This window comes from Curtobacterium sp. UNCCL20 (genome assembly GCF_900101675.1).
Classification (GTDB): Bacteria; Actinomycetota; Actinomycetes; order Actinomycetales; family Microbacteriaceae; genus Curtobacterium.
Map to the genome: position 1 here is coordinate 170,172 of NZ_FNKG01000001.1, position 24,959 is coordinate 195,130.

22 protein-coding genes are annotated in these 24,959 nt (G+C 71.9%); 10 read left to right on the top strand and 12 right to left on the bottom strand.

Going from position 1 to position 24,959, the window contains the following annotated elements:
- Window positions 1-87: 87 nt before the first annotated feature.
- Window positions 88-1,437: an ROK family transcriptional regulator gene (locus tag BLT36_RS00830; RefSeq protein WP_092091095.1), complete on the bottom strand. Its 1,350-nt coding sequence runs from the start codon at window positions 1,435-1,437 to the stop codon at window positions 88-90.
- Window positions 1,438-1,533: 96 nt separating this feature from the next.
- Between BLT36_RS00830 and BLT36_RS00835 the strand changes: the two genes are divergently transcribed.
- Together BLT36_RS00835 and BLT36_RS00840 are read left to right on the top strand one after the other, a co-directional pair.
- Entirely contained in the window at window positions 1,534-1,989 is a 456-nt protein-coding gene (locus BLT36_RS00835) for a GNAT family N-acetyltransferase (protein WP_092091096.1), read from the top strand.
- Between the two features lie 4 nt (window positions 1,990-1,993).
- Window positions 1,994-2,332, top strand: coding sequence for an MGMT family protein (locus BLT36_RS00840; protein ID WP_092091098.1), 339 nt, complete (start codon window positions 1,994-1,996; stop codon window positions 2,330-2,332).
- A 64-nt stretch (window positions 2,333-2,396) separates the two neighbouring features.
- Here the strand turns inward: BLT36_RS00840 and BLT36_RS00845 are convergent, their stop codons facing one another.
- The 9 genes from BLT36_RS00845 to sucC all read right to left on the bottom strand — a co-directional run bounded on the left by BLT36_RS00845 (window position 2,397) and on the right by sucC (window position 13,865).
- On the bottom strand, window positions 2,397-2,822 hold the full coding sequence (locus BLT36_RS00845) for a DUF805 domain-containing protein (RefSeq protein ID WP_092091100.1): 426 nt from the start codon (window positions 2,820-2,822) through the stop codon (window positions 2,397-2,399).
- A 38-nt stretch (window positions 2,823-2,860) separates the two neighbouring features.
- The gene (locus BLT36_RS00850; RefSeq protein ID WP_092094192.1) at window positions 2,861-4,669 is read right to left on the bottom strand and encodes an ABC transporter ATP-binding protein; all 1,809 of its coding nucleotides are present in this window, start codon (window positions 4,667-4,669) and stop codon (window positions 2,861-2,863) included.
- 92 nt (window positions 4,670-4,761) lie between these two features.
- Window positions 4,762-6,585, bottom strand: a complete 1,824-nt coding sequence (locus BLT36_RS00855; RefSeq protein WP_092094194.1) for an ABC transporter ATP-binding protein — start codon at window positions 6,583-6,585, stop codon at window positions 4,762-4,764.
- Between the two features lie 358 nt (window positions 6,586-6,943).
- Complete coding sequence (locus tag BLT36_RS00860) at window positions 6,944-7,129, bottom strand: hypothetical protein (RefSeq protein ID WP_139166304.1); 186 nt, start codon at window positions 7,127-7,129, stop codon at window positions 6,944-6,946.
- Window positions 7,130-7,347: 218 nt separating this feature from the next.
- Window positions 7,348-8,988, bottom strand: coding sequence for a bifunctional phosphoribosylaminoimidazolecarboxamide formyltransferase/IMP cyclohydrolase (gene purH, locus BLT36_RS00865; RefSeq protein ID WP_092091104.1), 1,641 nt, complete (start codon window positions 8,986-8,988; stop codon window positions 7,348-7,350).
- On the bottom strand, window positions 8,985-9,578 hold the full coding sequence (purN, locus tag BLT36_RS00870) for a phosphoribosylglycinamide formyltransferase (protein ID WP_092091106.1): 594 nt from the start codon (window positions 9,576-9,578) through the stop codon (window positions 8,985-8,987). The genes purH and purN overlap by 4 nt, the downstream gene beginning before the upstream one ends.
- A 42-nt stretch (window positions 9,579-9,620) precedes the next feature.
- Window positions 9,621-11,639, bottom strand: a complete 2,019-nt coding sequence (locus BLT36_RS00875) for a cell division protein PerM (RefSeq protein ID WP_092091108.1) — start codon at window positions 11,637-11,639, stop codon at window positions 9,621-9,623.
- Window positions 11,640-11,793: 154 nt separating this feature from the next.
- Entirely contained in the window at window positions 11,794-12,681 is an 888-nt protein-coding gene (gene sucD, locus BLT36_RS00880) for a succinate--CoA ligase subunit alpha (RefSeq protein ID WP_092091110.1), read from the bottom strand.
- 14 nt (window positions 12,682-12,695) lie between these two features.
- Window positions 12,696-13,865 (bottom strand): ADP-forming succinate--CoA ligase subunit beta, encoded by a 1,170-nt coding sequence (sucC, locus tag BLT36_RS00885; RefSeq protein WP_092091112.1) that lies wholly within the window; start codon window positions 13,863-13,865, stop codon window positions 12,696-12,698.
- A 220-nt stretch (window positions 13,866-14,085) separates the two neighbouring features.
- On the opposite strand from sucC, the gene BLT36_RS00890 reads away from it, so the two are divergent.
- The 8 genes from BLT36_RS00890 to BLT36_RS00920 all read left to right on the top strand — a co-directional run bounded on the left by BLT36_RS00890 (window position 14,086) and on the right by BLT36_RS00920 (window position 21,230).
- On the top strand, window positions 14,086-15,711 hold the full coding sequence (locus BLT36_RS00890) for a RecQ family ATP-dependent DNA helicase (RefSeq protein WP_092091114.1): 1,626 nt from the start codon (window positions 14,086-14,088) through the stop codon (window positions 15,709-15,711).
- A gap of 204 nt (window positions 15,712-15,915) precedes the next feature.
- The gene (locus BLT36_RS00895; protein ID WP_092091116.1) at window positions 15,916-16,197 is read left to right on the top strand and encodes a hypothetical protein; all 282 of its coding nucleotides are present in this window, start codon (window positions 15,916-15,918) and stop codon (window positions 16,195-16,197) included.
- A gap of 38 nt (window positions 16,198-16,235) precedes the next feature.
- On the top strand, window positions 16,236-16,601 hold the full coding sequence (locus BLT36_RS18535) for a hypothetical protein (protein WP_175529431.1): 366 nt from the start codon (window positions 16,236-16,238) through the stop codon (window positions 16,599-16,601).
- Entirely contained in the window at window positions 16,598-17,434 is an 837-nt protein-coding gene (locus tag BLT36_RS00900; protein WP_175529432.1) for an oxygenase MpaB family protein, read from the top strand. The genes BLT36_RS18535 and BLT36_RS00900 overlap by 4 nt, the downstream gene beginning before the upstream one ends.
- A 39-nt stretch (window positions 17,435-17,473) precedes the next feature.
- Window positions 17,474-18,337: a hypothetical protein gene (locus BLT36_RS00905; RefSeq protein WP_092091119.1), complete on the top strand. Its 864-nt coding sequence runs from the start codon at window positions 17,474-17,476 to the stop codon at window positions 18,335-18,337.
- Window positions 18,334-19,926: a nicotinate phosphoribosyltransferase gene (locus tag BLT36_RS00910; RefSeq protein ID WP_092091120.1), complete on the top strand. Its 1,593-nt coding sequence runs from the start codon at window positions 18,334-18,336 to the stop codon at window positions 19,924-19,926. The genes BLT36_RS00905 and BLT36_RS00910 overlap by 4 nt, the downstream gene beginning before the upstream one ends.
- Window positions 19,923-20,576 carry an NUDIX hydrolase gene (locus tag BLT36_RS00915; protein ID WP_092091122.1) on the top strand — a complete coding sequence of 218 codons (654 nt, stop codon included), beginning with the start codon at window positions 19,923-19,925 and terminating at the stop codon, window positions 20,574-20,576. Before BLT36_RS00910 ends, BLT36_RS00915 begins: the two co-directional genes overlap by 4 nt.
- Before the next feature lie 18 nt (window positions 20,577-20,594).
- Window positions 20,595-21,230, top strand: a complete 636-nt coding sequence (locus BLT36_RS00920; protein WP_092091124.1) for a pyridoxal 5'-phosphate synthase — start codon at window positions 20,595-20,597, stop codon at window positions 21,228-21,230.
- A 162-nt stretch (window positions 21,231-21,392) separates the two neighbouring features.
- Here BLT36_RS00920 and BLT36_RS00925 read toward each other — a convergent pair whose 3' ends face one another.
- Complete coding sequence (locus BLT36_RS00925; protein ID WP_092091126.1) at window positions 21,393-23,855, bottom strand: ATP-dependent helicase; 2,463 nt, start codon at window positions 23,853-23,855, stop codon at window positions 21,393-21,395.
- A gap of 12 nt (window positions 23,856-23,867) precedes the next feature.
- Window positions 23,868-24,878: a glycerophosphodiester phosphodiesterase family protein gene (locus BLT36_RS00930; protein WP_092091128.1), complete on the bottom strand. Its 1,011-nt coding sequence runs from the start codon at window positions 24,876-24,878 to the stop codon at window positions 23,868-23,870.
- Window positions 24,879-24,959 lie beyond the last annotated feature (81 nt).

Sequence of the window (24,959 nt, forward strand, 5' to 3'; positions counted from 1 at the left end):
AGGCGGCAGCACCGCGGGTTGGCGCCCGGTGCGGCGCGCGCTCCCGTCAGCGCCGCAGATCGGCGCCCGGTGCGGCGCGCGCTCGCGTCAGCGCCGGATGAGCAGGGCGCTCGCCCGCGGCGACAGCGCGGCGTCGAGCACGAGGCAGGCTGCGCCCACCGCTGCGACGTCGGCCCCCCGGTCGCTCTCGGTCACGACGACCGGGTGCTTCGGCACGAGCAGCGGCGAGTCGACGATCGCCGTCCGCGCCGCGGGGAGTGCAGCACTGGCGACCCGCGACCAGAACGGCCCGCCGAACACCACGCGGTCCATGTCGAGCAGGTTCACGATGAGGACGGCCGCGTTGCCCATCACCGTGCCGGCGTCCTGCGCGAGTCCGATCGCCACCGGGTCCCCGGCGTCGATCGCCGCGCCGAGTGCATCCCACGCCCGGTCCACCGCTGCGACGCCGTCCGGCTGCACGTCGCCGACGCCCCCGGCCGCGCCCGCACCTGCGCCCGCGCCTGCGCCCGCGCTTGCGCCCGCACCTGCGCCCGCGCTTGCGCCCGCACCTGCGCCTGCGCCTGCGCCGAGGGCGAGCCCCCGCGACCGGGCGATCTGCACGAGACGGTCCGGCGCCACCGCGGCCCCGACCTCGCCCCGCGTCCCGGAGCCGTCCGGTGTCCCCGCGAGGGCACCCTGGTCGACCATGATGTGGCCCGCGTCCCCCGCGTTCGACCCCACGCCGCGCACCGGTTCGTGGTCGACGGCGAGCCCCACGCCGAAGCCGGTGCCGAAGTACACGAAGGCGAAGTTCCGCGCCGACGACTCCCCCGCCAGGAACATCTCGCCGACCACCGCGGCGGTGACGTCCTTCTCGAGGAGCACCGGGTAGCCGGTCGCGTCGGCGAGGGCGTCCCGCAGCGGGACGTCCCGCCACCGTGGCAGGAACGGCGGGTCGAGCACCACGCCGGCGTCGACGTCGATCGGTCCGGGGCTGGCGATGCCGACCCCGAGGACCGCGTCCACGTCGACGTCCGCCTCGCTGACGAGCCCGTCGACCGCGTCGGCGATGGTCCGGACGACCTCGGACGGGTCGTCGGCGGTCGGCGTCGAGGTGGTGGTCGCGGCGATGACCGTGCCGGCGAGGTCGAGCAGCACGTACGTGACGACGGCGGGGTCGACGTGCACCCCGACGGCGTAGCGGCTGCCGGCCTCGAGCCGCAGGATCGTGCGGGGCTTGCCGCGACCGGACACGACCGTGCCGGACTCCGCGATCATCCCCGCCTCGATGAGGAACCTGGTGACGTTCGACACCGTCTGGGCGCTGAGGCCCGTCCGCGACGCCAGTTCGACGCGGCTCAGTCCGTCGGGCGAGCGGCGCACCGCGTCGAGCACGACGGTGCGGTTGAACCCGCCGATCGACGGGAGGTTCGCTCCGCGCCGATGTTCTGCCATGCCGCGACCATACCGCGCGGTCCGCCGCACAACGGTGCGGTATCGAACTCCCGTCCCACTGGCCCCCACACGGGTCGCACCGTTAGCCTGAGCGGCATGACGGACCTCCGCCTCGAAGAACTCTCCGCGTCGACCGCTGCGGCGGCCAACTCCCTGACGCTCAAGCCCGGTCAGGAGCAGTTCGTCCAACCGACGACCTACGGCGTCGCAGAGTCCGACGTGAAGCCGAGTTCGGCGTGGACCCGCGTCGTCCTCGACGGTGACGAGGTGGTCGGGATGATCATCGGCACCTTCGACGAGGACAACTCCGAGGAAGAGCTCCGCAGCGCGATCTGGCGCGTGAACGTGTCCGCGACGGCGCAGGGACGCGGCGTCGGCCGGTTCGCCGTGCACGGTCTCGCGGACGAGGCACGCAGCCGGGGCATGGAGCGGCTCACCGTCGTGTACGAGCCGGGCGGCGACGACAGCCCCGAGGCCTTCTTCCGCGCGGTCGGGTTCGAGGTCGTTCGCGAGACGCAGTACGGCGACCACTTCGCGGTCCTGACCCTCTGACGCGGTGCCCGACGAGCGCGCAGCCGACGACTTCGGCGCAGCGGTCGCCGAGGTAGTGCGGCTCATCCCCTCGGGTCACGTGATGACGTACGGCGACGTCGCCGCTGCCCTCGGCTCCCGGGCGTCCCGCGCCGTCGGCAAGGTGATGGCCCACGAGGGCGCCGACCTGCCCTGGTGGCGCGTGGTCCGCTCCGGCGGACTGCCTCCCGTCCACCACGAGGCCCGCGCGCACGAGCACTACCGTGCCGAGGGGACGCCGCTCGTGCAGGGGACCACGACCTGGAGGATCGACATGCGTCGGGCGCGCTGGTCACCGTCGACGGACGCGGACGACCCGTTCTGACCGGCCGGCCGCGGCCAGCTCAGCCGTCGTAGCGCGCGCCCCGGCGGCGCAGCAGCGTCCCCGCTCACAGGTCGAAGCGCGCGCCGCGACTGTTCGAGGGGAGCAGGAACATCACGAACAGCACGAGCGAGCCGATGCCGACCAGGACGTGCAGGAACTGCCAGAAGCCGGACAGGTTCGCGTCGTGCAGGCGTCGGGCGCCGAGTGCGAGCGAACCGACGAGCGTCGCCAGGGCCCAGAGCACGAACAGGTACGAGCCGATCGGGTTCTCGAGCATCGGGCTGTTCGGGGTGAACACCTGCGGCACGAGCTGCAGCACGAGGCCGATCGCGAGCGAGGTGATCCACCACCACCAGAACTCGGACCGCGAGGCCCGTCCGGTGAAGACCGTGTACTTCCGCCAGAACCGGCGGACGGCCTCGGTGAAGGGTGCCCCGTAGAAGGGGTCGCGCAGGGCGACGCCGCCGGGCTGCACGCTGTCGTTGCTCATGGAGCAAGCCAACCACGCGTGCAGCCCGCCAGCGTGCGTCACACGAGCGAGTCGCGCCAGGCCGCGTGCAGCTGGGCGAACCGGCCCGTGCCGGCGATGAGGTCGTCCGGCGTGCCGTCCTCGACGATCCGGCCGTACTCCATCACGAGCACCCGGTGGGCGATCGCGACGGTGGACAGACGGTGCGCGATGATCACGGCCGTGCGGTCCGCGAGCAGGGTCTCCAACCCCTCCTGCACGAGCCGCTCGGACGGGATGTCGAGCGATGCCGTGGCCTCGTCGAGGATGAGCACCTTCGGGTCCGCGATGAACGCCCGGGCGAACGACAGGAGCTGTCGCTGCCCGGCCGACACCCGGCCACCGCGCTTGTTCACGTCGGTGTCGTACCCGTCGGGCAGCGCCATGATGAACTCGTGCGCGCCGACCGCCTTGGCCGCCGACTCGATCTCGGACCGCGACGCCCCGGGCTTGCCGAGGGCGATGTTGTCCGCGACGGTGCCGGAGAACAGGTACGCCTCCTGCGTGACCATGACGATCGCGCGGCGCATGTCCTTCGGGTCGATGTCGCGGAGGTCCACGCCGTCGAGCTGCACGGACCCCTGTGACGGGTCGTAGAAGCGCGCCATCAGCTTGGCGAGCGTCGACTTGCCGGCACCGGTGGATCCGACGAGCGCGATGGTCTGCCCCGCCGGGATGTGCAGGTCGAACTCGGGGAGCACGACCTTGCCCTTGTTGTAGGCGAACACGACGTCGTCGAAGTCCATCTTCCCGGTGGCGTCCGGCAGCTTCACCGGCTTCGCGGGGTCTGGCACGCTCGGCCGCTCCTCGAGCACGCCGGAGATCTTCTCCATCGCCGCGGACGCGGACTGGTACCCGTTGTAGAACATCGCGAGTTCCTGCGCCGGGTCGAAGAACCGCTTGGCGTACAGCGCGACCGCGAGCAGCGCACCGACCTCGAGCGAGCCGTCCACGATGCGGAAGCCGCCCACGATGACGACCGCCGCGAGCGTGGCGTTCCCGATGAGCACGAGCACCGGGTCGAAGGTCCCGAACAGGTTGAACACCTTCGTGTTCGCCACCCGGTAGTCCTCGACGAAGCCGCCGTACTCGTCACGGTTGCGGGACTCCTTGCGGAAGGCCTGCACCGCGCGGATGCCGGTCATCGTCTCGACGAAGTGCACGATCACGCGCGCCGAGGTGACACGGGTGGCGCGGAACAGCGTCTGCGAGTTCGTCTGGAACCAGCGGATCAGGAACCACAGCGGCACGAGCGACACGGCGAGCACGAGCCCGGAGGTCGGGTCGAGCGCCACGAGCGCGATCGCCGTGAACACCATGTAGAGCACACCCTGGATGAGCTGGTTCAACCCGGAGTCGAGGAGTTCCCGGATGGAGTCGAGGTCACTCGTCTGGCGGGAGATGATCCGGCCGGACGTGTAGGTCTCGTGGAACTCGAGCGACAGCCGCTGCGTGTGCAGGAACACCCGCTTGCGCAGGTCGAACAGGATCGCCTGGCTGATGCGTGCAGCGAGCACGGTGTACCAGGCGGTCAGCACGGCACCGAGGACCGCCACGACGATGTACGTCGCGACGACCGCGAACGCCGGTACCCAGTCGTTCTGGTCGAGCACCGCCGGCAGGGCGTTGTCGATGCCCCACGCGATGAGCGCCGGCCCGGCGACGGTCCCCGCGGTGGAGACCACCACGACGATGCCGAGCAGGACGAGGCGCATCTTCAGCGGGGCCGCGAGCGACCCGAGCAGGGCGAGGGACCGGCGCCGCAGGCGCTTGCTCTCGGCCTTCGTGAAGTCCTCACGCTCCTCGCCGCGCACGCCCAGGGTGGTGATCGACGCGGTGACGGGTGCGGCAGTCTGCACCCCTTCGGCCGTCTCGTCGACGGACGCCGTGCCTCCAGGCAGGTTCTGGTCGGTCTGCTGGCTCATGCCATCGCCTCCTCTCGTGCGGTGGCGTCGTCCTCGTCGAGCGACGAGATGACGTAGCGGTAGTGGTCGTTGGTGGCCATCAGCTCCGAGTGGGTGCCGACGGCGGTGACGACGCCGTTCTCCATCAGGGCGACGCGGTCCGCGAGCGTCACCGTCGACGGACGGTGCGCCACGATGAGCGACGTCGTCTCGGCGAGGACGCGACGGAGGCCCGCCTCGACCCGCGCCTCGGTGTCCACGTCGAGCGCGGACAGCGGGTCGTCGAGGACGAGCACCGACGGCCGCGCCGCGATGGCGCGGGCGAGGGCGAGTCGCTGCCGCTGACCGCCGGAGAGGGACAGGCCCTCCTCGCCGACACGGGTGTCGACGCCGTCCGGCAGGTCGTCCACGAAGGACGCCTGGGCGATGTCGAGCGCCTCGCGCATGAGCGCCTCGGCCTCCTCGCCCTCGATGTCCGGGCGACCGAGCAGCACGTTCTGCCGCACCGTCGTCGAGAACAGGGTGGCGTCCTCGAACGCGACGCCGACGTGACGCCGCAGCTCCTCGCGGGTGAGGTCGCGGATGTCGACCCCGTCGATCGTCACCGAACCACCGGTCACGTCGTACAGCCGCGGGACGAGCGACAGCAGCGTGGTCTTGCCGCAGCCGGTCAGGCCGACGAGCGCCATGGTCTCGCCCGGCCGGAGCTGCAGTTCGACCCCGTTGACGAGGTCGGGGAACTGCGGGGGCGAGTCCTGGTACCGGAAGTGCACGTTGTTGAACGAGAGCGCACCGTGCGGCTCCGCGATCGTCTTCGGCGACTCCGGGTCCGTGATCGTGTTCTCGGAGTCCATGACCTCGAAGAACCGGTCGACCGCGGTGCGGGTGTCGAACGTCATCGAGAGCAGGAAGCCGATCGACTCGATCGGGAACCGCAGCACCGTCGCGGTCGCGAAGAACGCGAACAGCTGCCCCACGGACAGCTGCCCCTGGCTGGCCAGGTAGACGCCCGCGAGCAGGCACAGCGCGAAGGCGACGTCGGGCACGAGCAGCAGCCACAGCCAGATGCTCGCGATCGCCTTGGCCTTCTCGATCTCGGTGCCGCGCAGCGCCTCGGCCTGCTCGCTGAACTCGTCGAGCTTGTACCGGCCACGGCCGAACGCCTTGAGCACGCGGATGCCGTGCACCGACTGCTCGACGCTCGTGGCGAGGTCGCCGACCTGGTCCTGGCTGCGGCGCGCGACCACGGAGTACCGGCGTTCGAACAGCAGGCCGTTGATCCACAGCGGGATCGACGCGATGAGGAAGATCAGCCCGAGCAGCCACCCGAAGGTGAACAGCACGACGAAGCCGACGACGATCGTCACGATGTTGACGACGAGCAGCACGACGCCGAAGGCCAGCCAGCGACGGATGAGCGACAGGTCGGAGACCGAACGCGACAGCAGCTGTCCGGACTCCCAGCGGTCGTGGAACGCCACCGGCAGGTCCTGCAGCTTCGCGTACAGCGCGTTCCGCATGCTCGTCTCGATGCGGGTCGACGGGCGCATCACCATCCGGCGGCGCGAGGCGATGAAGAACGCCTCGAGCACACCGAGGGCGAGGACGCCGAGGCCGGCGGGCCAGATCTGTGCCGAGTCGCGCGACGACAGCGGGCCGTCGACGAGCCACTGCAGCACGTAGGGGATCGCGAGCGCCACCAGGGAGGCACCCATCGCGGCTGCCATGCCGGCGATGAGGCGGCCCTGGTAGGGCTTCACGTACGGGTAGATCCGCGCGATGGCGCGGAAGGTCGAGGGTCGGTCGGTGGACGGGCGCGCCTGGTTTGGCGTCTTGGACATGGGGTTCGCGTCCTCGTGCGTCGTGCCGGGGCCTCGGGGCCGGGAGCCGCTGTCGCGGCAGGTCCGGTCTGGAGGCTCGGTGTCCGTTGCGTGGTGGTCGTCGGCCGAGCGGTCGGTCCGGTCTCGGTCCGCACGCACCCTGGTGAGGTGCGCGCCGGTCGGGACACGGTCGCCCGCCGCCGCTCGTCGAGCGGCGTCGGTTCGGTCGGAGTGCACCGGGAGACAGTCGTCCCCCGGGTTCAGGCGTGGGCTCGCGCGGGCCCGTGCTCGTCGCCGCCGCTGGTGTCGCGGCCGCTCGTCGCGTGCTCGTCGTCGTCGGTCGGAGCCGACGGCTCGTCGCTGGCTGTGGGAGACAGCCCTACGCGGACAGCGGTGCCGTGACGGCGGGCGCACCCTGGTACGGGTGCGGCGCGACGGCTGCGGGGGCGAGGCGCGGTCGTGCTGCGCGCGCTCGGTCCTGCGGTCGTGCGTCGGGAGCGGTCCCCACGAGGGACACGACATCCGCACGGGCATCCGTCGCCACGATTCCGGTCGTCGTGTTCATCGTCACTCCAGTCGTCGTCTTCGTCACCGTTGTGTCCGCGGTGCCGCCGACCCGTGGTGCTGGGTCGTCGGCGTGCCTGTCGCGGAGCCTTACAGACTATTCTCAGTGACTCTCAGCGCGCAATAGGGTTCCGGACATTCCCGTTCCGTCGATGCGGACCGGCCGGCGCGCCGTCTGGCTTCTCGACCGGCGCGCCGTCCGTCGCGCCGTCCGGCGCGTCAGTGGAAGAAGTGCCGCTCGCCCGTGAAGTACATCGTCACGCCCGCGGCCTTCGCGGCGGCGATGACCTCGTCGTCGCGGACGCTGCCGCCGGGCTGCGCCACCGCGCGGACACCCGCGTCGAGGAGCACCTGCAGGCCGTCGGCGAACGGGAAGAACGCGTCCGAGGCGGCGACGCTGCCCGAGGCACGCTCGCCGGCACGGGTCACCGCGAGGTGGCACGAGTCCACCCGGTTGACCTGCCCCATGCCGACGCCGACGCTCGCGCCCTGGTTCGCCAGCAGGATCGCGTTGGACTTCACCGCACGGCTCGCCTTCCACGCGAAGGCCAGGTCGGCGAGCGTCTGCTCGTCGGCGGGCTCCCCCGCGACGAGGTTCCAGGTGGCCTGGTCGAAGGCGGTGAAGCGGTCGGCGTCCTGCACGAGGAAGCCGCCGGAGATCTGCTTGACCTCGCGCGGGGCGAGGGCGAAGTCGACGGGCAGCGTGAGCAGGCGGATGTTCTTCTTGCGGGAGAGGATCTCGATCGCCTCGGGGTCGAACGCCGGGGCGATGACGACCTCGGTGAAGATGTCCTTGACCGTCTCCGCCATCGCGACCGTGACGGGGCGGTTCGCGGCGATGACCCCACCGAACGCCGACAGCGGGTCGCAGGCGTGCGCGGCGGCGTGCGCGGCGGCGATCGGGTCAGCGGCGTCCGCCGGGGCGATCGCGATGCCGCACGGGTTGGCGTGCTTGATGATCGCGACGGCGGGCTCGGCGAAGTCGTACGCGGCACGGACGGCGGCGTCGGCGTCGACGTAGTTGTTGTAGGACATCTCCTTGCCGTGCAGCTGCGTGGCCTGGGCGATGCCGGTGCCGCCCTCGGTCGTGTACAGCGCGGCGGCCTGGTGGGCGTTCTCGCCGTAGCGGAGGGTCGACCCGAGCGTGGCCTCGAACGCGAGCGACTCGTCGAAGGCACCCGGCGTCTCGATGTCGCCGTCGGTGGTCGGCGCTGCAGCTGTGCCCGTCGTGACGACGTCGCTCGCGAAGTACGAGGCGACCGCGGTGTCGTAGGCCGCGGTGTGCGCGAAGGCCTGCGCGGCGAGGCGCTTCCGCAGCTCGAGCGTGGTGCCGCCGGCACGGACGGCCTCGACGACCTCGGCGTAGGAGGCCGGCGAGACGACGATCGCGACGTTCGGGTGGTTCTTCGCCGACGCGCGGACCATCGCGGGGCCGCCGATGTCGACGTTCTCGACCACGGTCGCGGTGTCGGCGCCCGAGGCCACGGTCTCGACGAACGGGTACAGGTTGACGACCACGAGCTGGAACGGCTCGATGCCGAGCTCGCCGAGCTGCTGCTCGTGCGACTCGAGGCGGAGGTCGGCGAGGAGGCCCGCGTGCACCGACGGGTGCAGCGTCTTCACGCGGCCGTCGAGCGACTCCGGGAAGCCGGTGACGCTGGAGACGTCGGTGACGGCGTACCCGGCGTCACGGATGGTCTGCGCCGTCGAACCGGTCGACACGATCTCGACGCCGGCGTCGGCGAGGGCACCGGCGAGCTCGAGCAGGCCGGACTTGTCGCTCACCGAGATGAGCGCCCGCCGCACGGGGACGAGGTCCCGGTCGCGGTACAGGCTGGGGTCGGCTGCGTGCACGCTCATGCGCTCGGGGTGCCCTTCAGGTCGGTGGTGCCGTTGGCGATGTCGAGGATGGTCTGGATGAGGAGGCGGCGCTCGACCGGCTTGATGCGGTCGTGCAGCGTCGACTCGGAGTCGCCGGGCAGGACCGGGACGCGCTCCTGGGCGAGGATCGGGCCGCTGTCGACCCCGTCGTCGACCTTGATGACGCTCGCGCCGGTCTCGGTGACGCCCGCCGCGAGGGCGTCCCGCACGCCGTGCGCGCCGGGGAACTCGGGGAGGTACGCGGGGTGCGTGTTGATGATCGCGGGGCCGAACTCGGACACCACGGCCGGCGGCAGCAGGCGCATCAAGCCGGACAGCACGAGCAGGTCGGGCGACCACGGCCGGATCTGCGCGGCGAGTTCGCGGCCCCACTCGGCACGCGAGTCGAACCGCGTGAACGGCACCGTGAAGGTCGGGATGGAGTACTCCTCGCCCAGACCGAGGCCCTCGGCGTCGCGGTCGGCACCGATGGCCACGACCCGCGCGGGGTACTCCGCATCGAGGGTCGCGTCGAGGAGGGCTCGGAGGTTCGAGCCGGCACCGGAGATCAGGACGACCAGTTCGAGCACGGGATCAACCCTACCGGGCGTGCCGCCGTGCGACGCGGGCAGCTAGCGGTCGTCCTTCGGTCGACGCCACCACGGCAGCTCGTCCTCGGGGATCTGGTCGGTCGCGTCCCACCGCGACGCCGGCTTCAGCGGCGTCGCCGGCTGCTGTTCCGGCACGTCGTCCTCGGCGTCGTCGCGGCCGGCGACGAACTCCTCGGTGCTCCACGGGAACGCGGGCTGGGCCTCGGTGCCGGGCGCGGTGGGCAGGGGTGCGGCGGCCGGTGCTCGACCTCCGTCGGAGGCACGCTGGTCGCGGTCGACGTCGGAGCCCGTCACCCGGTCGCGGAGTTCGCCGGCGCGTCCGCGGACGGTGTCGGCAGCACCGCGGAGGCGGTCCCGGACGGCACCGACGCCACCGCGGGCGGCGGGGCGGCGTGCGTCGGTCACGCGGTCCGCCGCGACGACGTCGGTGCGGGCCCACTCGGGGAGCTCGACGTCGGCCTCGGTGTCGGTGTCGGCTGGCCTGGAGGCGCGGTGCGGCTCGGCACCGCCGGCAGCCTCCGCCGCGTGGCCGGCTCCCTGGGCGTCGTCGTGCGCCTCGTCGTCCGCGTCGCGCGCGTCCGCGTCGCGCGCATCCGCGTCGCGCGCGTCCGCGTCGTGGATCGGCTCGGTCGGCTGGTCGGCCCGCGTGGGCACGGAACCGGCGTGCGGCTCCTCGACGACGAAGCGGTGCACGTCGGTGGTGCGTCCCGCTCCGGCCTGGTCGAGCGCCGCGAGCAGCGAACCCTCGCGCTCGGCCGCCTCGTCCTCGGCGGCCGTGTCGACGGTCTCGTGCCAGCGGTCGCCGGTCCAGCCGCGCTCGGGCATCCGGATGAGGTCGCTGCCCGCGGCGAGCGCCACGGCCGCCGGCACACCGACCTCCAGCGCTGCGAACGCCCCGACCACCAGGGCGTGCGGGCCGACGTCGGCCAGCCGTCCGGGGCCGAACGACCCCGACGAGACCCAGGCGACGAGCCCGGTGAGCACACCCGCCACGATGCCCGCCGCGATCCCGCCGAGGGCTCGGCGCAGCGCCGAGTTCGCGCTGCCGAGCGCATCGACGAGCCGCGGGCGGAGGAGTCCGCCGACCGCGAACCCGGCGATCACGGGCACGAGCACCCAGACGAGCCCGAACGTGTGACCCGACGCGGGGAGGGCGCCGAACACCGGCAGACCGGGGATGGGGCCGAGCGTCGTGCCGATCGGGGAGACGCTCGAGCCGGTGCCGATCGCGAAGCCCGGGCCGACGAGCCACGAGGTTGCCCACCCGACGAAGTCCGGCAGGAACGCGAGCTGACCGACGGTGAGCGCGATGCCCCCGATGACGCCCGCGTGCGACCGTTCGTACAGGGAGATGACCTCGGCGAACGACGTGAAGAGCAGGAAGGCGACCACGACGCCCGCGACGGCGACCACCGCTGCGGTGGCGGCCGTCCCCGCGCGGAGGCCGAAGGCCGCGACGGCGCGCCAGTCGGCCGGCACGCGACCGGCCAGGTCGAGCACCCGCTGGGTCACCGGGTCGGCGGGGAGTCCGCGCCGGTGTCGGCAGAGCTCGGACGCGGCGTAGGCGGGGATCCCGAACCAGAGCGCGGGGAGGACGATCGCCTGCCACGTGGTGGGGTCGGTGGCAGCGGACCGGGTCGACAGCGCGACGGCGAGCCCGAGGACCGCGACGACGGCCGTGCCGACCAGCAGGCCCGTGCTGCGGTGCTCGGTCTCGGCGAACCGACGTCCGGCACGTGCGGCGAGCCAGGCCGTGACGATCGCGAAGCCGAGTGCCGCGAGCGTGACGTGGATCGGGTCGGTGGCGCCGCTGACGCCCGAGGACTTGGCGAGCGCCGAACCGAGCAGGAACGACACGTCGACGCCGTGTCCGACGAGCCAGACGCTCCCCGTGGCCTTCCAGAAGACGTCCCAGTCGATCTGCAGCCCGTACTCGAAGCCCCAGAGCAGGGTGAGCGGGACCAGGGCGATCCCGAGGCCGACGCCGACCGTCACGACCGCCTCGATCGCGGCGAGCAGTGCGGTTCCCAGGCGGTTCATCGCAGCGAGGATACGTGCCCGACCCCCCTTCCCCGGGGAGCCGCGCGGCGCGCGGCGGCCTCCGCAAAACACCGGTGCTCGTCAGCCGAACCCGCACATGAGGCGGTTCGACCGACGAACACCGGTGTTTTGCCGGCGCTCTCGCGAGCAGGGCCTAGCGGGAGGCGACCACCTCGCGCAGCAGCGCAGCGGTCTCGGACGGCGTCTTGCCGACGCGCACGCCGGCCGCTTCGAGCGCCTGCTTCTTCGCCTCGGCGGTGCCGGCGGAACCGGACACGATCGCGCCTGCGTGCCCCATCGTCTTGCCCTCGGGGGCGGTGAAGCCCGCGACGTAGCCGACGACCGGCTTCGTGACGTGCGCCTTGATGTAGTCGGCCGCGCGCTCCTCGGCGTCGCCACCGATCTCACCGATCATCACGATCGCCTCGGTCTCGGGGTCGGCCTCGAACGCGGCGAGCGCGTCGATGTGCGTCGTGCCGATGACCGGGTCGCCGCCGATGCCGATGGCGGTCGAGAAGCCGAGGTCGCGGAGCTCGTACATCATCTGGTAGGTCAGCGTGCCCGACTTCGACACGAGGCCGATCGGGCCCTTGCCGGTGATGGTCGCCGGCGTGATGCCGACGAGGGACTCACCGGGCGTGATGATGCCGGGGCAGTTCGGGCCGATGATGCGGGTCTTGCCGCCGAGGGCCTTCGCGTGCGCCCAGAACTCCGCGGAGTCCTGCACGGGGATGCCCTCGGTGATGACGACGACGAGGTGGATCTCGGCGTCGATGGCCTCCATCACGGCGTCCTTCGCGAACGCCGGCGGGACGAAGACGATCGAGACGTCGGCACCGGTGGTGTCGATGGCCTCGCGCACCGAGCCGAACACCGGCAGGGTGACGTCGCCGTGGGTGACGGTCGTGCCGGCCTTGCGGGCGTTCACGCCGCCGACGACCTGGGTGCCGGCCTTGAGCATGAGCGCGGTGTGCTTCGTGCCCTCGCCGCCGGTGATGCCCTGGACGATGACCTTGGAGTCCTTGTTGAGGAAGATCGACATTGTTCTGAGGCTCCTTACGCCGCGGCCGCGGCGAGCTCGGCGGCCTGCTCGGCCGCATCGTCCATGGTCGCGGCGATCGTCACGAGGGGGTGTGCCGCCTCGCGCAGGATCCGGCGACCCTCGTCCACGTTGTTGCCGTCCAGGCGGACGACGAGCGGCTTGGTGGCCGCGTCGCCGAGGATGCCGAGCGCTGCGACGATGCCGTTCGCGACCGCGTCGCAGGCGGTGATGCCGCCGAACACGTTGACGAAGACGCTCTTCACCTGCGGGTCGCCGAGGATGACGTCGAGGCCGTTGGCCATGACCTCCGCCGAGGCGCCGCCGCCGATGTCGAGGAAGTTCGCGGGCTTCACGCCGCCGTGGCGCTCACCGGCGTAGGCGACGACGTCGAGCGTCGACATGACGAGCCCGGCACCGTTCCCGATCACGCCGACCTGGCCGTCGAGCTTGACGTAGTTGAGGCCGTGCGCCTTCGCCTTGGCCTCGAGCGGGTCCTCGCTGGCGGTGTCCTCGAGCGCCTGGTGGGCCTCGTGGCGGAAGTCGGCGTTCTCGTCGAGGGAGACCTTGCCGTCGAGGGCGAGGATCTGGCCGTCGCCGGTGCGGACGAGGGGGTTCACCTCGACGAGGGTGGCGTCCTCGCCGGCGTAGACGTCGTAGAGCTTGGCGAAGACGCCCGCGACCTGCTCGACGAGTTCCTCGGGGAACCCGGCCTGGCGCGCGATCGCCTCGCCGGCCTCCTGGTTGATGCCGGTGAGGGGGTTCACCTCGACGCGGGCGAGGGCCTCGGGCTTCTCGACCGCGAGCTGCTCGATCTCCATGCCGCCCTCGACGCTGGTGAGGGAGAGGTAGGAGCGGTTGGCTCGGTCGAGCAGCACCGAGAAGTAGAACTCCTCGGCGATGTCGGCGCCCTGGGCGATCATCACGCGCTTGACCGTGTGGCCCTTGATGTCGAGGCCGAGGATCGCCTGGGCGTGCTCGAAGGCCTCGTCCGGGGTCTTCGCGACCTTGACGCCGCCGGCCTTGCCGCGACCGCCGACCTTCACCTGGGCCTTGACGACGACGACACCACCGATCTTCTCGGCCGCCGCCCTCGCCTCGTCCGGGGTGTCGGCGATGATCCCCTGGAGGACGGGGACGCCGTAGGACTCGAAGAGGTCCCTGGCCTGGTACTCGAAAAGATCCACGCTGTTCTTCTTCCCGCACGGTTCGTGCGATCGGCATCGGTTTCCCGGTCGCGCCTCCACATCGAGGGTCGCTCGATGTCGAGACAACGGCCGACCCAGAGCCTAGCGCTGGTGGGTGGACGTCCGGTGCCAGGATGCGGCATCCGTTCTGCGCGGCCCCGCCGTCCGGTGCGCGCATCGCCGAACGGGACCACAGCGACCGCTCGGCACCGTCGAACAGATGGACACCGCACTCCGCTCCCGCGCCGCCGACGTCTTCGGGTGGGACCTCCGCCCCGAGCAGGAGACGGTGGTCGACGCCGTGCTGTCCGGCCGCGACGCCCTCGCGGTGATGCCGACCGGATCCGGCAAGTCCGCGATCTACCAGGTCGCCGGGCTCGCCCTCGACGGCCCCATCGTGGTCGTGTCGCCCCTCGTCGCGCTGCAGGAGGACCAGGTCGTGGGGCTGGAGGACCACCCGGAGGCGCCGCGCGCGGTCACGATCAACGCGACCCGGGCCCGCCGCGACCTCGACGAGGCGTGGGGCGCGGTCGAGGCGGGTGGTGCTCGCTACGTCTTCCTCGCGCCGGAGCAGCTCGCGAAGGACGACGTGGTCGATCGGCTCCGTGCTGCCGGGGTCGCCCTGGTGACGGTCGACGAGGCGCACTGCGTCTCGTCCTGGGGCCACGACTTCCGCCCCGACTACCTCGTGCTCGGCGAGGTCGTCGAGCGACTCGGACGCCCGCCGGTGCTGGCGATGACGGCGACCGGTTCCTCACCGGTGCGCGCCGAGGTCGTCGAGCGGCTCGGGATGCGGGACCCGCTCGTGCTCGCCACCGGGTTCGACCGTCCCGAGCTCCGGCTCGAGGTCGTCCGGCACAGCGACGCCGACGCCAAGCGGGACGCGCTCGTCGAGCAGGTCGCGGGGCTCGAGGGCGACGGGATCGTCTACGTTGCGACCCGGGCCGAGACGCTCGTGTACGCCGACGAGCTGGTCGAGGCCGGTCGTCGGGCGAAGCCGTACCACGCGGGTCTCCGGGTGCGGGACCGCGAGGCCGTGCACCACGCCTTCCGCGACGGGGACGTGGACGTGGTCGTCGCGACGAGCGCCTTCGGCATGGGCATCGACAAGCCCGACGTCCGTTTCGTCGTGCACGCCGACGTGCCGGAGTCGGTCGACGCCTACTACCAGGAGGTCGGACGCGCGGGCCGCGACGGCGAACCCGCCCTCGCCACGATGCACTACCGCGCGGAGGACCTCGGGCTCCGGCGCTTCTTCGCCTCGGGCAGCCCCCGCCCCGCCTCGCTCCGCGCGGTGTTCGACGCGGTCCCGGCGGACGGACCGCTCGCGCGCTCGGACCTCGCGGCCGCGAGCGGGCTCTCGGCGCGGACGGCCGGACGGGCCGCCAACGCCCTGGTCGACGCGGGTGCCCTGTCCGACGAGCGGGACGGCCTCGTGCGTGTCCCCGGCGGCCCGGAGCACGCGGACGACGCGGCTCGTGCCGCCTCGGAGCGTGCTGCCGACCGGGAGCGCATCGAGGAGTCCCGGATCGCGATGATCCGCCGGTACGCCGAGACCGACGAGTGCCGCCGGCAGTTCCTCCTCGGGTACTTCGGCGACGAGCTGCCGGAGCCCTGCGGCAACTGCGACAGCTGCTCGTCCGGGTCCGCAGCCGAGTCGCACGCAGCGAACGGGTCCTCCGACGACAGCTGGCCGACCGACGCCGCGGTCGAGCACGCCGAGTGGGGTCGCGGCACGGTCATGAGCACGGAGGACGACCGGCTGACGGTGTTCTTCGAGTCCGCCGGGTACCGGACGCTCGCCCTCGCCGACGTCGAGGAGCGGCAGCTGCTCGAACGGGTCTGAACCACGAGCGGCGAGTGGGCGGGGGAAGGCGCGGTCGCTCGACCACCCGTCGGCGACCGCGCTCCACTCCCCCGAGCACGGCGAGTGTGCCTCGCCGGTGTGACCCGCAGGTGTCCGCCGGGTGAACGATGTCCACCCCGCGAACCGGACGCCTCCGCAGCCCGGCGGCGTAGACAGGAGTCCCCGAACCGAGAGGAGCGCGCAGTGAGCGACCCCGGCATCACGCCCGACGACGGAACCGACGAGTTCCGCGACGACGACGTGGACACCGAACACACCGGCCCGTACGAGGAGGACTTCCGCGAGGAGTCCCTCGAGACCGTCACGAACGACGCGGTCGCCGGCGAGACCGTCGAGCCGCAGCCCGGCGACGGTACCGACGACGGCCCCACCGGCGGCGCCCCACGAGAGGGATCGCCGGACCTGTGGGAGCAGGACGAGGAACTGCCCGACCTGGGCGGCGACCTCGGCACCAAGCCCCTCTGACACGGCCTGCCCGGAGCACGGCCCCGTACGATCGGGCCGTGCTCCGTCGTGTCCGTGCCAGCGTCCGTCGCATGCCCGGCGCCGTCCGGCTCATCTCGCTCGCCGCGCTGCTGCTCACCGCCGCCGCGGGCAACGTCGCGGTGCGGTCGGGTCCGGTCGTCGAGTGGGTCCTCCTGCTCGTGGTCGCGGTCGTCGGAGCCGTCGTCGCCGGAGCCCCGGCCCACCTCTGGCCGTTGCCGGCCATCTGGCTCGTCGCCACCCTCCTCGTCACGACGACGGGGGTCCCCGTCGACGGCGTGACACTGGCGGTCTCCCTGGTCGCCGGGGGCGTCGCGCTCGTCGCGGCGATCGCCGTCGACGTCCAGCCGACCCTGCGGCGGCGACGACGCGGGGTGCGTCCGTGACCAGCAGCCGGCCTGGAGGTGCGGGGCACGACCGCCACCGCGCCTCCAGGCCGTCCACCGGTCGCGTCCAGGACCGTGACCTGCGTCGGTTCCTCGCCGACAGCACGCCGGTGGCCGCGGGCGGCCGCGCCATCCTCCTGCAGATCGCCGACCCCGTCGTCGGAGCGGGGGTCCGGCGGCACTCGGACTTCGCGCGTCGACCGCAGCAGCGGCTGGCCCACACCCTGATGTTCGTGTACGCGGTCGTGATCGGCACCGACGCGGACGCTGCCGTCGCGACCTCGTTCGTGCACCGCGCCCACCGGACGGTCACCGGCGCCGACGAGGTGGACCGGCAGCTCTGGGTCGCCGCCACGCTGTTCGACTCCGCGCGGCGGGCCCACGAACTGTTCGGCGACCCTGTCGACGCGGTCCGCGCCGAGGCCGTCCTCCGCGCGTACGCGCCGATCGGCACCGCCCTCCGCGTCCCGGTCGGCCGCTGGCCGGACTCCGTCGACGCCTTCGACCGGTACTGGGCGGACACGCTGGACCGGCTCGAGGTGACGGACGATGCCCGCGGGGTCGTCCGTGACCTGCTGCACCCGCGGTTCGCGCCGGTCTGGGTGCGCGCGGCGATGCCCCTCGTGCGCGTCGTCACCGTCGGGATGCTGCCGGATGCGGTGCGCGAGCAGTACGGGTTCGCCTGGGGGCCGCGCGAGCAGCGGCGTTTCCGGCTGACCGTCCGCCGGGTGCGCCGGGTCCGGTCGCTCGTGCCGGGGTGGCTGCTGCGCCTGCCCGGGCCGCTGCTGCTGCGGGCGATGCACCGAACGGCTGCGCGACACATCCGAACCTGATTCTTGTCATTGCGACAAATACCGTGGTACGGTCGAGCCATGGCAGTCGAACTCAGCACCTGGGACGCACAGGGCACCCCGACGACACCGACGTTCTCCACAATGCGGTTCCCCGCGGGTGAAGCCCACGTCAAGGTCGAGCACGACGATGCCGCGCCGGGGGACCTCACCGAGATCGCGACCCTGCGCGGCACGGACGGCAACGACCTCCTCATGCTCGGCATGTGGGCGGACGCGGTCAAGCAGCGCGGCTCGAAGGCGGTCGCGCTCATCCCGTACCTGCCCGGCGCCCGAGCGGACCGCGGCATCCCCTTCGGCGCGAAGGTCTACGCGGACGTCGTCAACGGCTTCCACCTCGACCAGGTGATCGCCTTCGACCCGCACTCGCCGGTGATCGTCGAGCTCGTCGACAACCTCACCGTCGTCACGAGCGAGCAGGTCGTCCGCGACCAGGTCGTGCACCACGGCGAGCGCAAGGGCGAGCGCAAGGGCGCGCAGCAGTACCAGGGCATCATCGCGCCGGACAAGGGCGCGGTCGCCCGTGCCACCGCTGTGGCCGAGGCGAGCGGCCTCCCCGTCTACCGGGCCGAGAAACACCGCAACCCGGACACCGGCAAGCTCGACTCGTTCTCGTGCGAACCCCTGCCGGACACCGGCCGGTTCCTCGTCGTCGACGACATCTGCGACGGCGGTGGCACCTTCATGGGCCTCGCGGGCTGCACCGGCCTGCCGAAGGAGCGCCTGGGCCTCTGGGTCTCGCACGGCGTCTTCTCCGGCCGGGCCGCACAGCTCGCCGACCACTTCGGCGAGATCGTCACCACCGACTCGTACCCCGCGCAGAACACCATCGAGGGCCTGCGCACGATCGCACTCACCCCCTACCTGACGGAGCAGATCCGATGACGCAGACCACGAGCACCACGAGCACCACCACCCCCGCCACGACCGCCGCCGGCCTCGAACCCCGCATCACCACCGCCAGCCCGATCGCGCCGCTCCTGGCGGTAGACGGCTACAAGCACTCGCACCGGCAGGTCTACCCGGCCGGCACCACCCGGATCCTGATCAACTGGACGAACCGGTCGAACGCGCACATGCCCGAGTCGACCCACGCGGTGGTCTTCGGCCTGCAGGCGTTCATCCAGCGCTCCCTCGTCGAGGCGTGGGCGCCGTTCTTCGCCGCCGACGAGGACGAGGTCGCCGGCCTGTTCGAGCAGGCGCTCCAGGGCTACTTCGGCCCGAACCACATCGGCACCGACCACGTCCGCGCCCTGCACCGCCTGGGCTACCTGCCGCTCGAGATCCGCGCGCTGCCCGAGGGCACCCTCGCTCCGATCGGCGTCGCCACCCTGACGGTCGAGAACACCGTCGACGAGTTCTTCTGGCTGCCGAACTACATCGAGACCGCACTGTCTGCGTCGATCTGGCACCCCTCGACGGTCGCTACGAAGGCGCTCGAGTACCGCGACCTCATGGAGGACTGGGCCGCCCGCACCGGTGCAGATCCCGCGAGCATCGACTTCGCCGCCCACGACTTCTCGTTCCGCGGGCAGTCGAGCATCGAGTCGGCCGCGGCGGGCGGTGCCGGACACCTGCTCTCGTTCCTCGGCACCGACTCGATGCCCTCCCTCGACTTCATCGACCGCTACTACCCCGGCGACAACGGCTGGGTGGCGGCGAGCGTCCCCGCGACCGAGCACAGCGTCATGTGCGTCCGCGGCGCCGACGGCGAGCTGGAGACCTTCGCGCAGATCCTCGACGTGTACCCGACGGGCATCGTCTCGGCGGTGAGCGACGGCTTCGACCTGTTCAAGGTCCTCACCGAGACGCTCCCGCAGCTCAAGGACCGCATCACCGCCCGCGACGGCAAGCTCGTCATCCGTCCGGACTCGGGCGACCCGGTCGACATCGTCACCGGCACCGTGCACGGCGTCCCCGAGGCCGAGCTCACCGCGCCCGGTCGCAGCCACGAGGAGAAGGGCGTCGTCGAACTCCTCGACGAGCTCTTCGGCCACACGGTCAACGACCAGGGCTTCAAGGTGCTCGACCAGCACATCGGCGTCATCTACGGCGACAGCATCACCCTCGACCGTGCCCGCCGGATCTACGAGCGCCTCGCCGCGAAGGGCTACTCGAGCGACAACATCGTGCTCGGCATCGGGTCGTACACGTACCAGTACATGACGCGGGACAACCTCGGCAGCGCCGTGAAGGCCACCTGGGCACTGGTCGACGGCGAGCCCGTCGACATCCAGAAGGACCCGAAGACCGGCAGCGGCAAGAAGAGCGCCAAGGGCCGCATCGCCCTGCACCGCGACGAGTCGGGCGAGATCCGGCAGACCGACCAGGCGACCGCCGACGACGAGGCGACCAGCCTGCTCCAGCCGGTGTGGGTCGACGGACGCTTCACGCGCCTCCAGTCGTTCGCCGACGTCCGCGACACGCTCCGTCGGGAGCGCGCCGACCGCGCAGCCCGGCGCGATCGGGCGTGACCGACGCGGCCACGGCGGCCCGCGACCAGCCGCTCATCGCGATCGACGTCGTCCCGGTGTCGTTCACGACGGGCAGCGGGTTGCGGGTCGCGACCGCGCGTCGGCAGTACGACCCGTACGCCGGCCTGGAGGCACTCCCCGGCGTGCTCCTGGACGGTGCGGAACGCCTCGACGACGGTGCGCAGCGCGCGCTCCGGACCAAGACCGGGATCGACGCGGCGGCGGTCCGGCACCTCGCGCAGATCGGCGCGTTCGACGGGCCGGAACGCGACCCGCGCGACGCCGCGATCAGCATCGCGTTCCTGGCGGTCGTGGCCCCGCTGCCCGACGCTGGACCCACGGTGTGGCGCACGACCGCCGGGGACGAGCCGCGCCTCCCGTTCGACCACGACACCATCATCCGGACCGCGCTCGACCAGGTGCGGACGCGGCTCTGGCGTGACCTGCCGCTCACCCGTGCACTGCTCGGCGAGGTGTTCACGACCACCGACGCGGCGCACCTGCACACCGCACTGCACGGCGCACCATCGGACCCCGGCAACCTCAACCGGGCGCTCCGCACGAACACGGCGCTCGAACGGACCGCCGCGGTCCCGGCTCCCGACGGCCGCACCGGACGTCCCCCGGCCACCTGGACGTGGCGCGACTGAGCGCGGTTGGGTGGGGGAATGTCCGCTTCCCTCTCCGGTGACGACTCCCTGCACCTCCCCGAGTTCGACGCTCCCCCGGCCGCGCCGCTCGACCTCGCCCGGCAGTGGCTCGACGGCGCCGCGGACCGCGACGTCTCGGAGCCGCTGTCGATGACGCTCGCGACGGCAGGGGCGGACGGCCGGGTGAGCGCACGCACCGTCGACGTGAAGCGGCTCGACGACCGCGGACTCGTGTTCGGGACCTCGACCGCGAGCCCGAAGGGACGGCAACTCGCCGAGAACCCGCACGCCGCCCTGCAGGTGTACTGGCGCGAGACGATGCAGCAGCTCCGGTTCGAGGGGCGGGCGGTGCAGCTCTCCGACGCCGAGTCCGACGCGCTCTTCGCCGACCGGTCACCGAAGTCCCGCGCTGCGACCGCCGTCGCCGACCAGTCCGCCGTGCTCGCTCCGCGGACGCTCCAGGACCTCATCGACGACGCGAACGCGCTGCTCACCGAGTCGGACGACGACGTGCCGAGGCCTGCCGGGTGGGTCGCCTGGCGACTCGAGCCCGACCTCGTCGAGTTCTGGCACGGCAGCCGCGACCGGATGCACCGGCGCCTGCAGTACGTGCGCACGGACGGCACTTGGTCGACCGCGCGGCTGCAGCCCTGAGCCGTTCCGTCCCGTCCCGGTGCCGGTGCCCCTCCCGCAAAACACCGGTGTTCGTCCGCTGAACCGCGTCATGTGGCGGTTTGACCGACGAACACCGGTGTTTTGCGAGCTCGACAGCGCGGCCAGACAGCGCCGCAAGACCGGGCCGCGACGGCAGCGGCGCTAGAGCTTCTCGATCGGCGCGATCTTGATGAGCAGCTTCTTGCGGCCCGCGGAGTCGAACGCGATCTCCGCGATGCGCTTGGCGCCCTGGCCGGTCACCGCCGAGACCGTGCCCTCGCCGAAGTCGACGTGCTTGATCCGGTCGCCCGCCACGAGCTCCATGTCGCCGTTGTCGCGGACCTGCCCGGAGACGCGGTTCGCCCACTCGGTCTTCGGCCGGGTCTTCGACGCCGCCGCCGCACGGTCGTACGAGCCGCCGCCCCAGCCACCACCGCCGCGGTAGCCGCCACCACCGCCGCCTCCGCCGGAGCCACCCGCGCCACCGGGGCCGCCGCGGCGCGCGTTGAGCGCACGCGGTTCGGTACCGCCACGGCTGTTCGCCATGCCCGGCGACTGCTTCCACTCGATGAGCCCCTCGGGGATCTCCTGCAGGAAGCGGGAGGGCATCGCCACGTTCACGTCGCCGAACTGCGCACGGGTCATCGCGAGTGACAGGAACAGCGACTTCTTCGCCCGCGTGATGCCCACGTAGAACAGCCGGCGCTCTTCCGAGGGGCCGCCCGGCTCGTTCGCCGACATCCGGTGCGGCAGGAGGTCCTCTTCGACACCGGTGAGGAACACCGCGTCGTACTCGAGGCCCTTCGCCGTGTGCAGCGTCATCAGCGACACCGTGCCGGAGGAGTCGTCGAGCTCGTCCGCCGCGGCGACGAGGGACACCTCGGTCAGGAAGTCGGACAGCGTGCCCTCGGGGTTGTTCTTCTGGAACTCGCGCGTGACCGCCACGAGCTCGTCGATGTTGTCCGCACGAGCGGCGTCCTGCGCGTCCGGCGACTTGCGCAGGTTCTCGAGCAGCCCGGAGCCGTCGAGCAGCTGCGTCAGGGTGTCGACGACCGGCTGCGTGGTGGCACGCGACGAGACGTCGTCGAGCAGCGCTGCGAACGACGTGATCGCGTTCCGCACCTTCGGGCCGAACCCGAGCTCGTCCGCGTGCCGCAGAGCGTCGCGCATCGTCGTCTCGTGCTCGTCGGCGTAGCGCTGCAGGGTCGTCTCGGTGACGGCGCCGATGCCGCGCTTCGGCACGTTGAGGATCCGCCGGAGCGCCATCGGGTCGGCAGGGTTGGCGACGGTGATCAGGTACGCCATGGCGTCCTTGATCTCGGCACGCTCGTAGAACTTCGTGCCGCCGAGCACCCGGTACGGGATCGCCGCGCGGATGAAGATCTCCTCCAGCGCACGGGTCTGCGAGTTCGTCCGGTAGAAGACTGCCATGTCGCGGTACGACATGCCTTCCTCGTGCAGGCGCTGGACCTCGTCCGCGACGAACTGGGCCTCGTCGTGGCCGGTGTACCCGGTGAAGCCGACGATCTTGTCGCCCGCGCCGACGTCGGTGAACAGGTTCTTCGCCTGACGGTCGAAGTTGTTCGCGATGACGGCGTTCGCCGCGTCGAGGATGTTCTGCGTCGAGCGGTAGTTCTGCTCGAGCAGGATCACCTTCGAGTTCGGGAAGTCCCGCTCGAACTCGACGATGTTGCGGATGTCGGCCCCGCGGAACGCGTAGATCGACTGGTCGGAGTCACCGACGACGGTCAGGGACGCCGGGGCGATCGACCCGTCCGCCTCGCGCATGCGGGCGACGTGCTGGCCGGCGTCCTCGAGCTTGTCGACCTGTTCGACGGGCACCGGACGCGTGAGCTCGCGGATGAGGGCGTACTGGGCGTGGTTGGTGTCCTGGTACTCGTCGACCAGGATGAAGCGGAAGCGGCGCTGGTAGAGCGCGGCGACGTCCGGGAAGGCCCGGAACAGGAACACCGTCTGCCCGATCAGGTCGTCGAAGTCGAACGCGTTCGCCCGGCGCAGCTCGTTCGTGTACCGCCGGAACACCTCGGTGAACATGACCTCTTGCGGGTCGTTCACGTTGATGTTGCGGGCGTAGGAGTCGATGTCCTGCAGCTCGTTCTTGAGCTTCGAGATCTTCGACGCCGCAGCACCGACCGTCAGCCCGAGCGAGTCCGCCTCGAGCTCCTTGATGATTCGCTTCAGCAGCGCCCGGGAGTCGGCGGAGTCGTAGATCGTGAACGACTGCGGGAACCCGAACCGCTCGGCCTCGCGCCGGAGGATCCGCACGCACGCCGAGTGGAACGTGGAGATCCACATGCCGTCGGACTCCTGCCCGACCAGTGCCCGGACCCGCTCGCGCATCTCGGCGGCGGCCTTGTTCGTGAACGTGATCGCGAGGATCTGCGACGGCCAGGCTTCACGGTTCGCCAGCAGCAGGGCGATGCGGCGCGTGAGCACGCTCGTCTTGCCGGAGCCTGCTCCTGCCACGATCAGCAGGGACTCGCCGCGGTACTCGACGGCTTCCTTCTGCTGGGGGTTCAGACCGGCGGTGAACGGGTCCTCGTAGGCGCGGGAGCCCGCACCCTGGTCGGGCGCGGAGTCGAAGGGGTCCAGCACGATCGTCATGACCGGGACAGTCTAGGCCGGGCCTCCGACAGCCGATCGGGCGAGCACCGCGAGGTCGGTGTGGTCCGCGAACACCCCGTCGACCCCCGTCCGGATCACCGAGGTGAACCAGCGCTCCCAGTCCCCGAAGCCCGCGACCTCGCCACCGCGGCGGAGGGGTGCCGGCAGGAAGCGGTTCTCCGGCCGCAGCGTCCACGTGTAGACGGCGAGCCCGGCGTCGTGCGCCCGGTCGACGATCGCGCTCCGGACGGGTGCCGGGTCCTCGAGGGCCACGCTGTCCACCCCGGCCATCAGCGTCGGGAGGTCGACGCTGATCCCGTGGAACTCGCGTGCGAACGCCGCCAGCGCGTCGTCGGACCGTTCCGCTGCGTACGTGGGCGCCAGCGACCCGTGGGACGCGACCTCGTCCGCGGCGCTGCCCCGCGCCTCCTGGAGGTACACCAGCCGGCCACCCGTGCCGCGCGCGCGGAGATCGCGGAGCACGCCCTTCTCGAAGCACTCGATCGTGAGCCGCTCGTCGCCGCGCCACCCGGCGTCCCGCAGCGCCCGGTCGAGGAGCTCGCCCATCGGGAAGCCGGCGCGGTCGAAGAACGCGGCGTGCTTCACCTCGGCGACCAGCCCGACCGGTCGTGGTGCCGCGTCGAGGATGGCGAGCAGGTCCTCGAGGCGCAGGATCGGCTCCTCGCCGTCGTGCGCGGCCGAGTCGGGCCGGAGCGCCGGCAGCCGCTCGCGGGTCCGCAGGGTCTGCAGCTCGGCCCACGTGAAGTCCTCGGTGAACCAGCCCGTCACCGCGTGCCCGTCGACGGTCTTCGTCGTCCGGAGGTGCCGGAACTCGGGGTGGTCCGCGACGTCCGTGGTTCCGGAGACCTCGTTCTCGTGGCGGAGCACGAGCACGCCGTCCTTCGTCGGCACCAGGTCCGGCTCGATCGCGTCGGCGCCGAGCTCGATCGCGAGCTCGTACGCGCTCCGCGAGTGCTCGGGGCGGTAGCCGGACGCGCCGCGGTGGGCGATCACCTGGGTCATGGCCGCACCCTACTGGCCGTGCGTGACCGACGGGCGCGATGTGCCGAGGGACACATGCGGGTCTTCGCAGGCCCCGCTCCT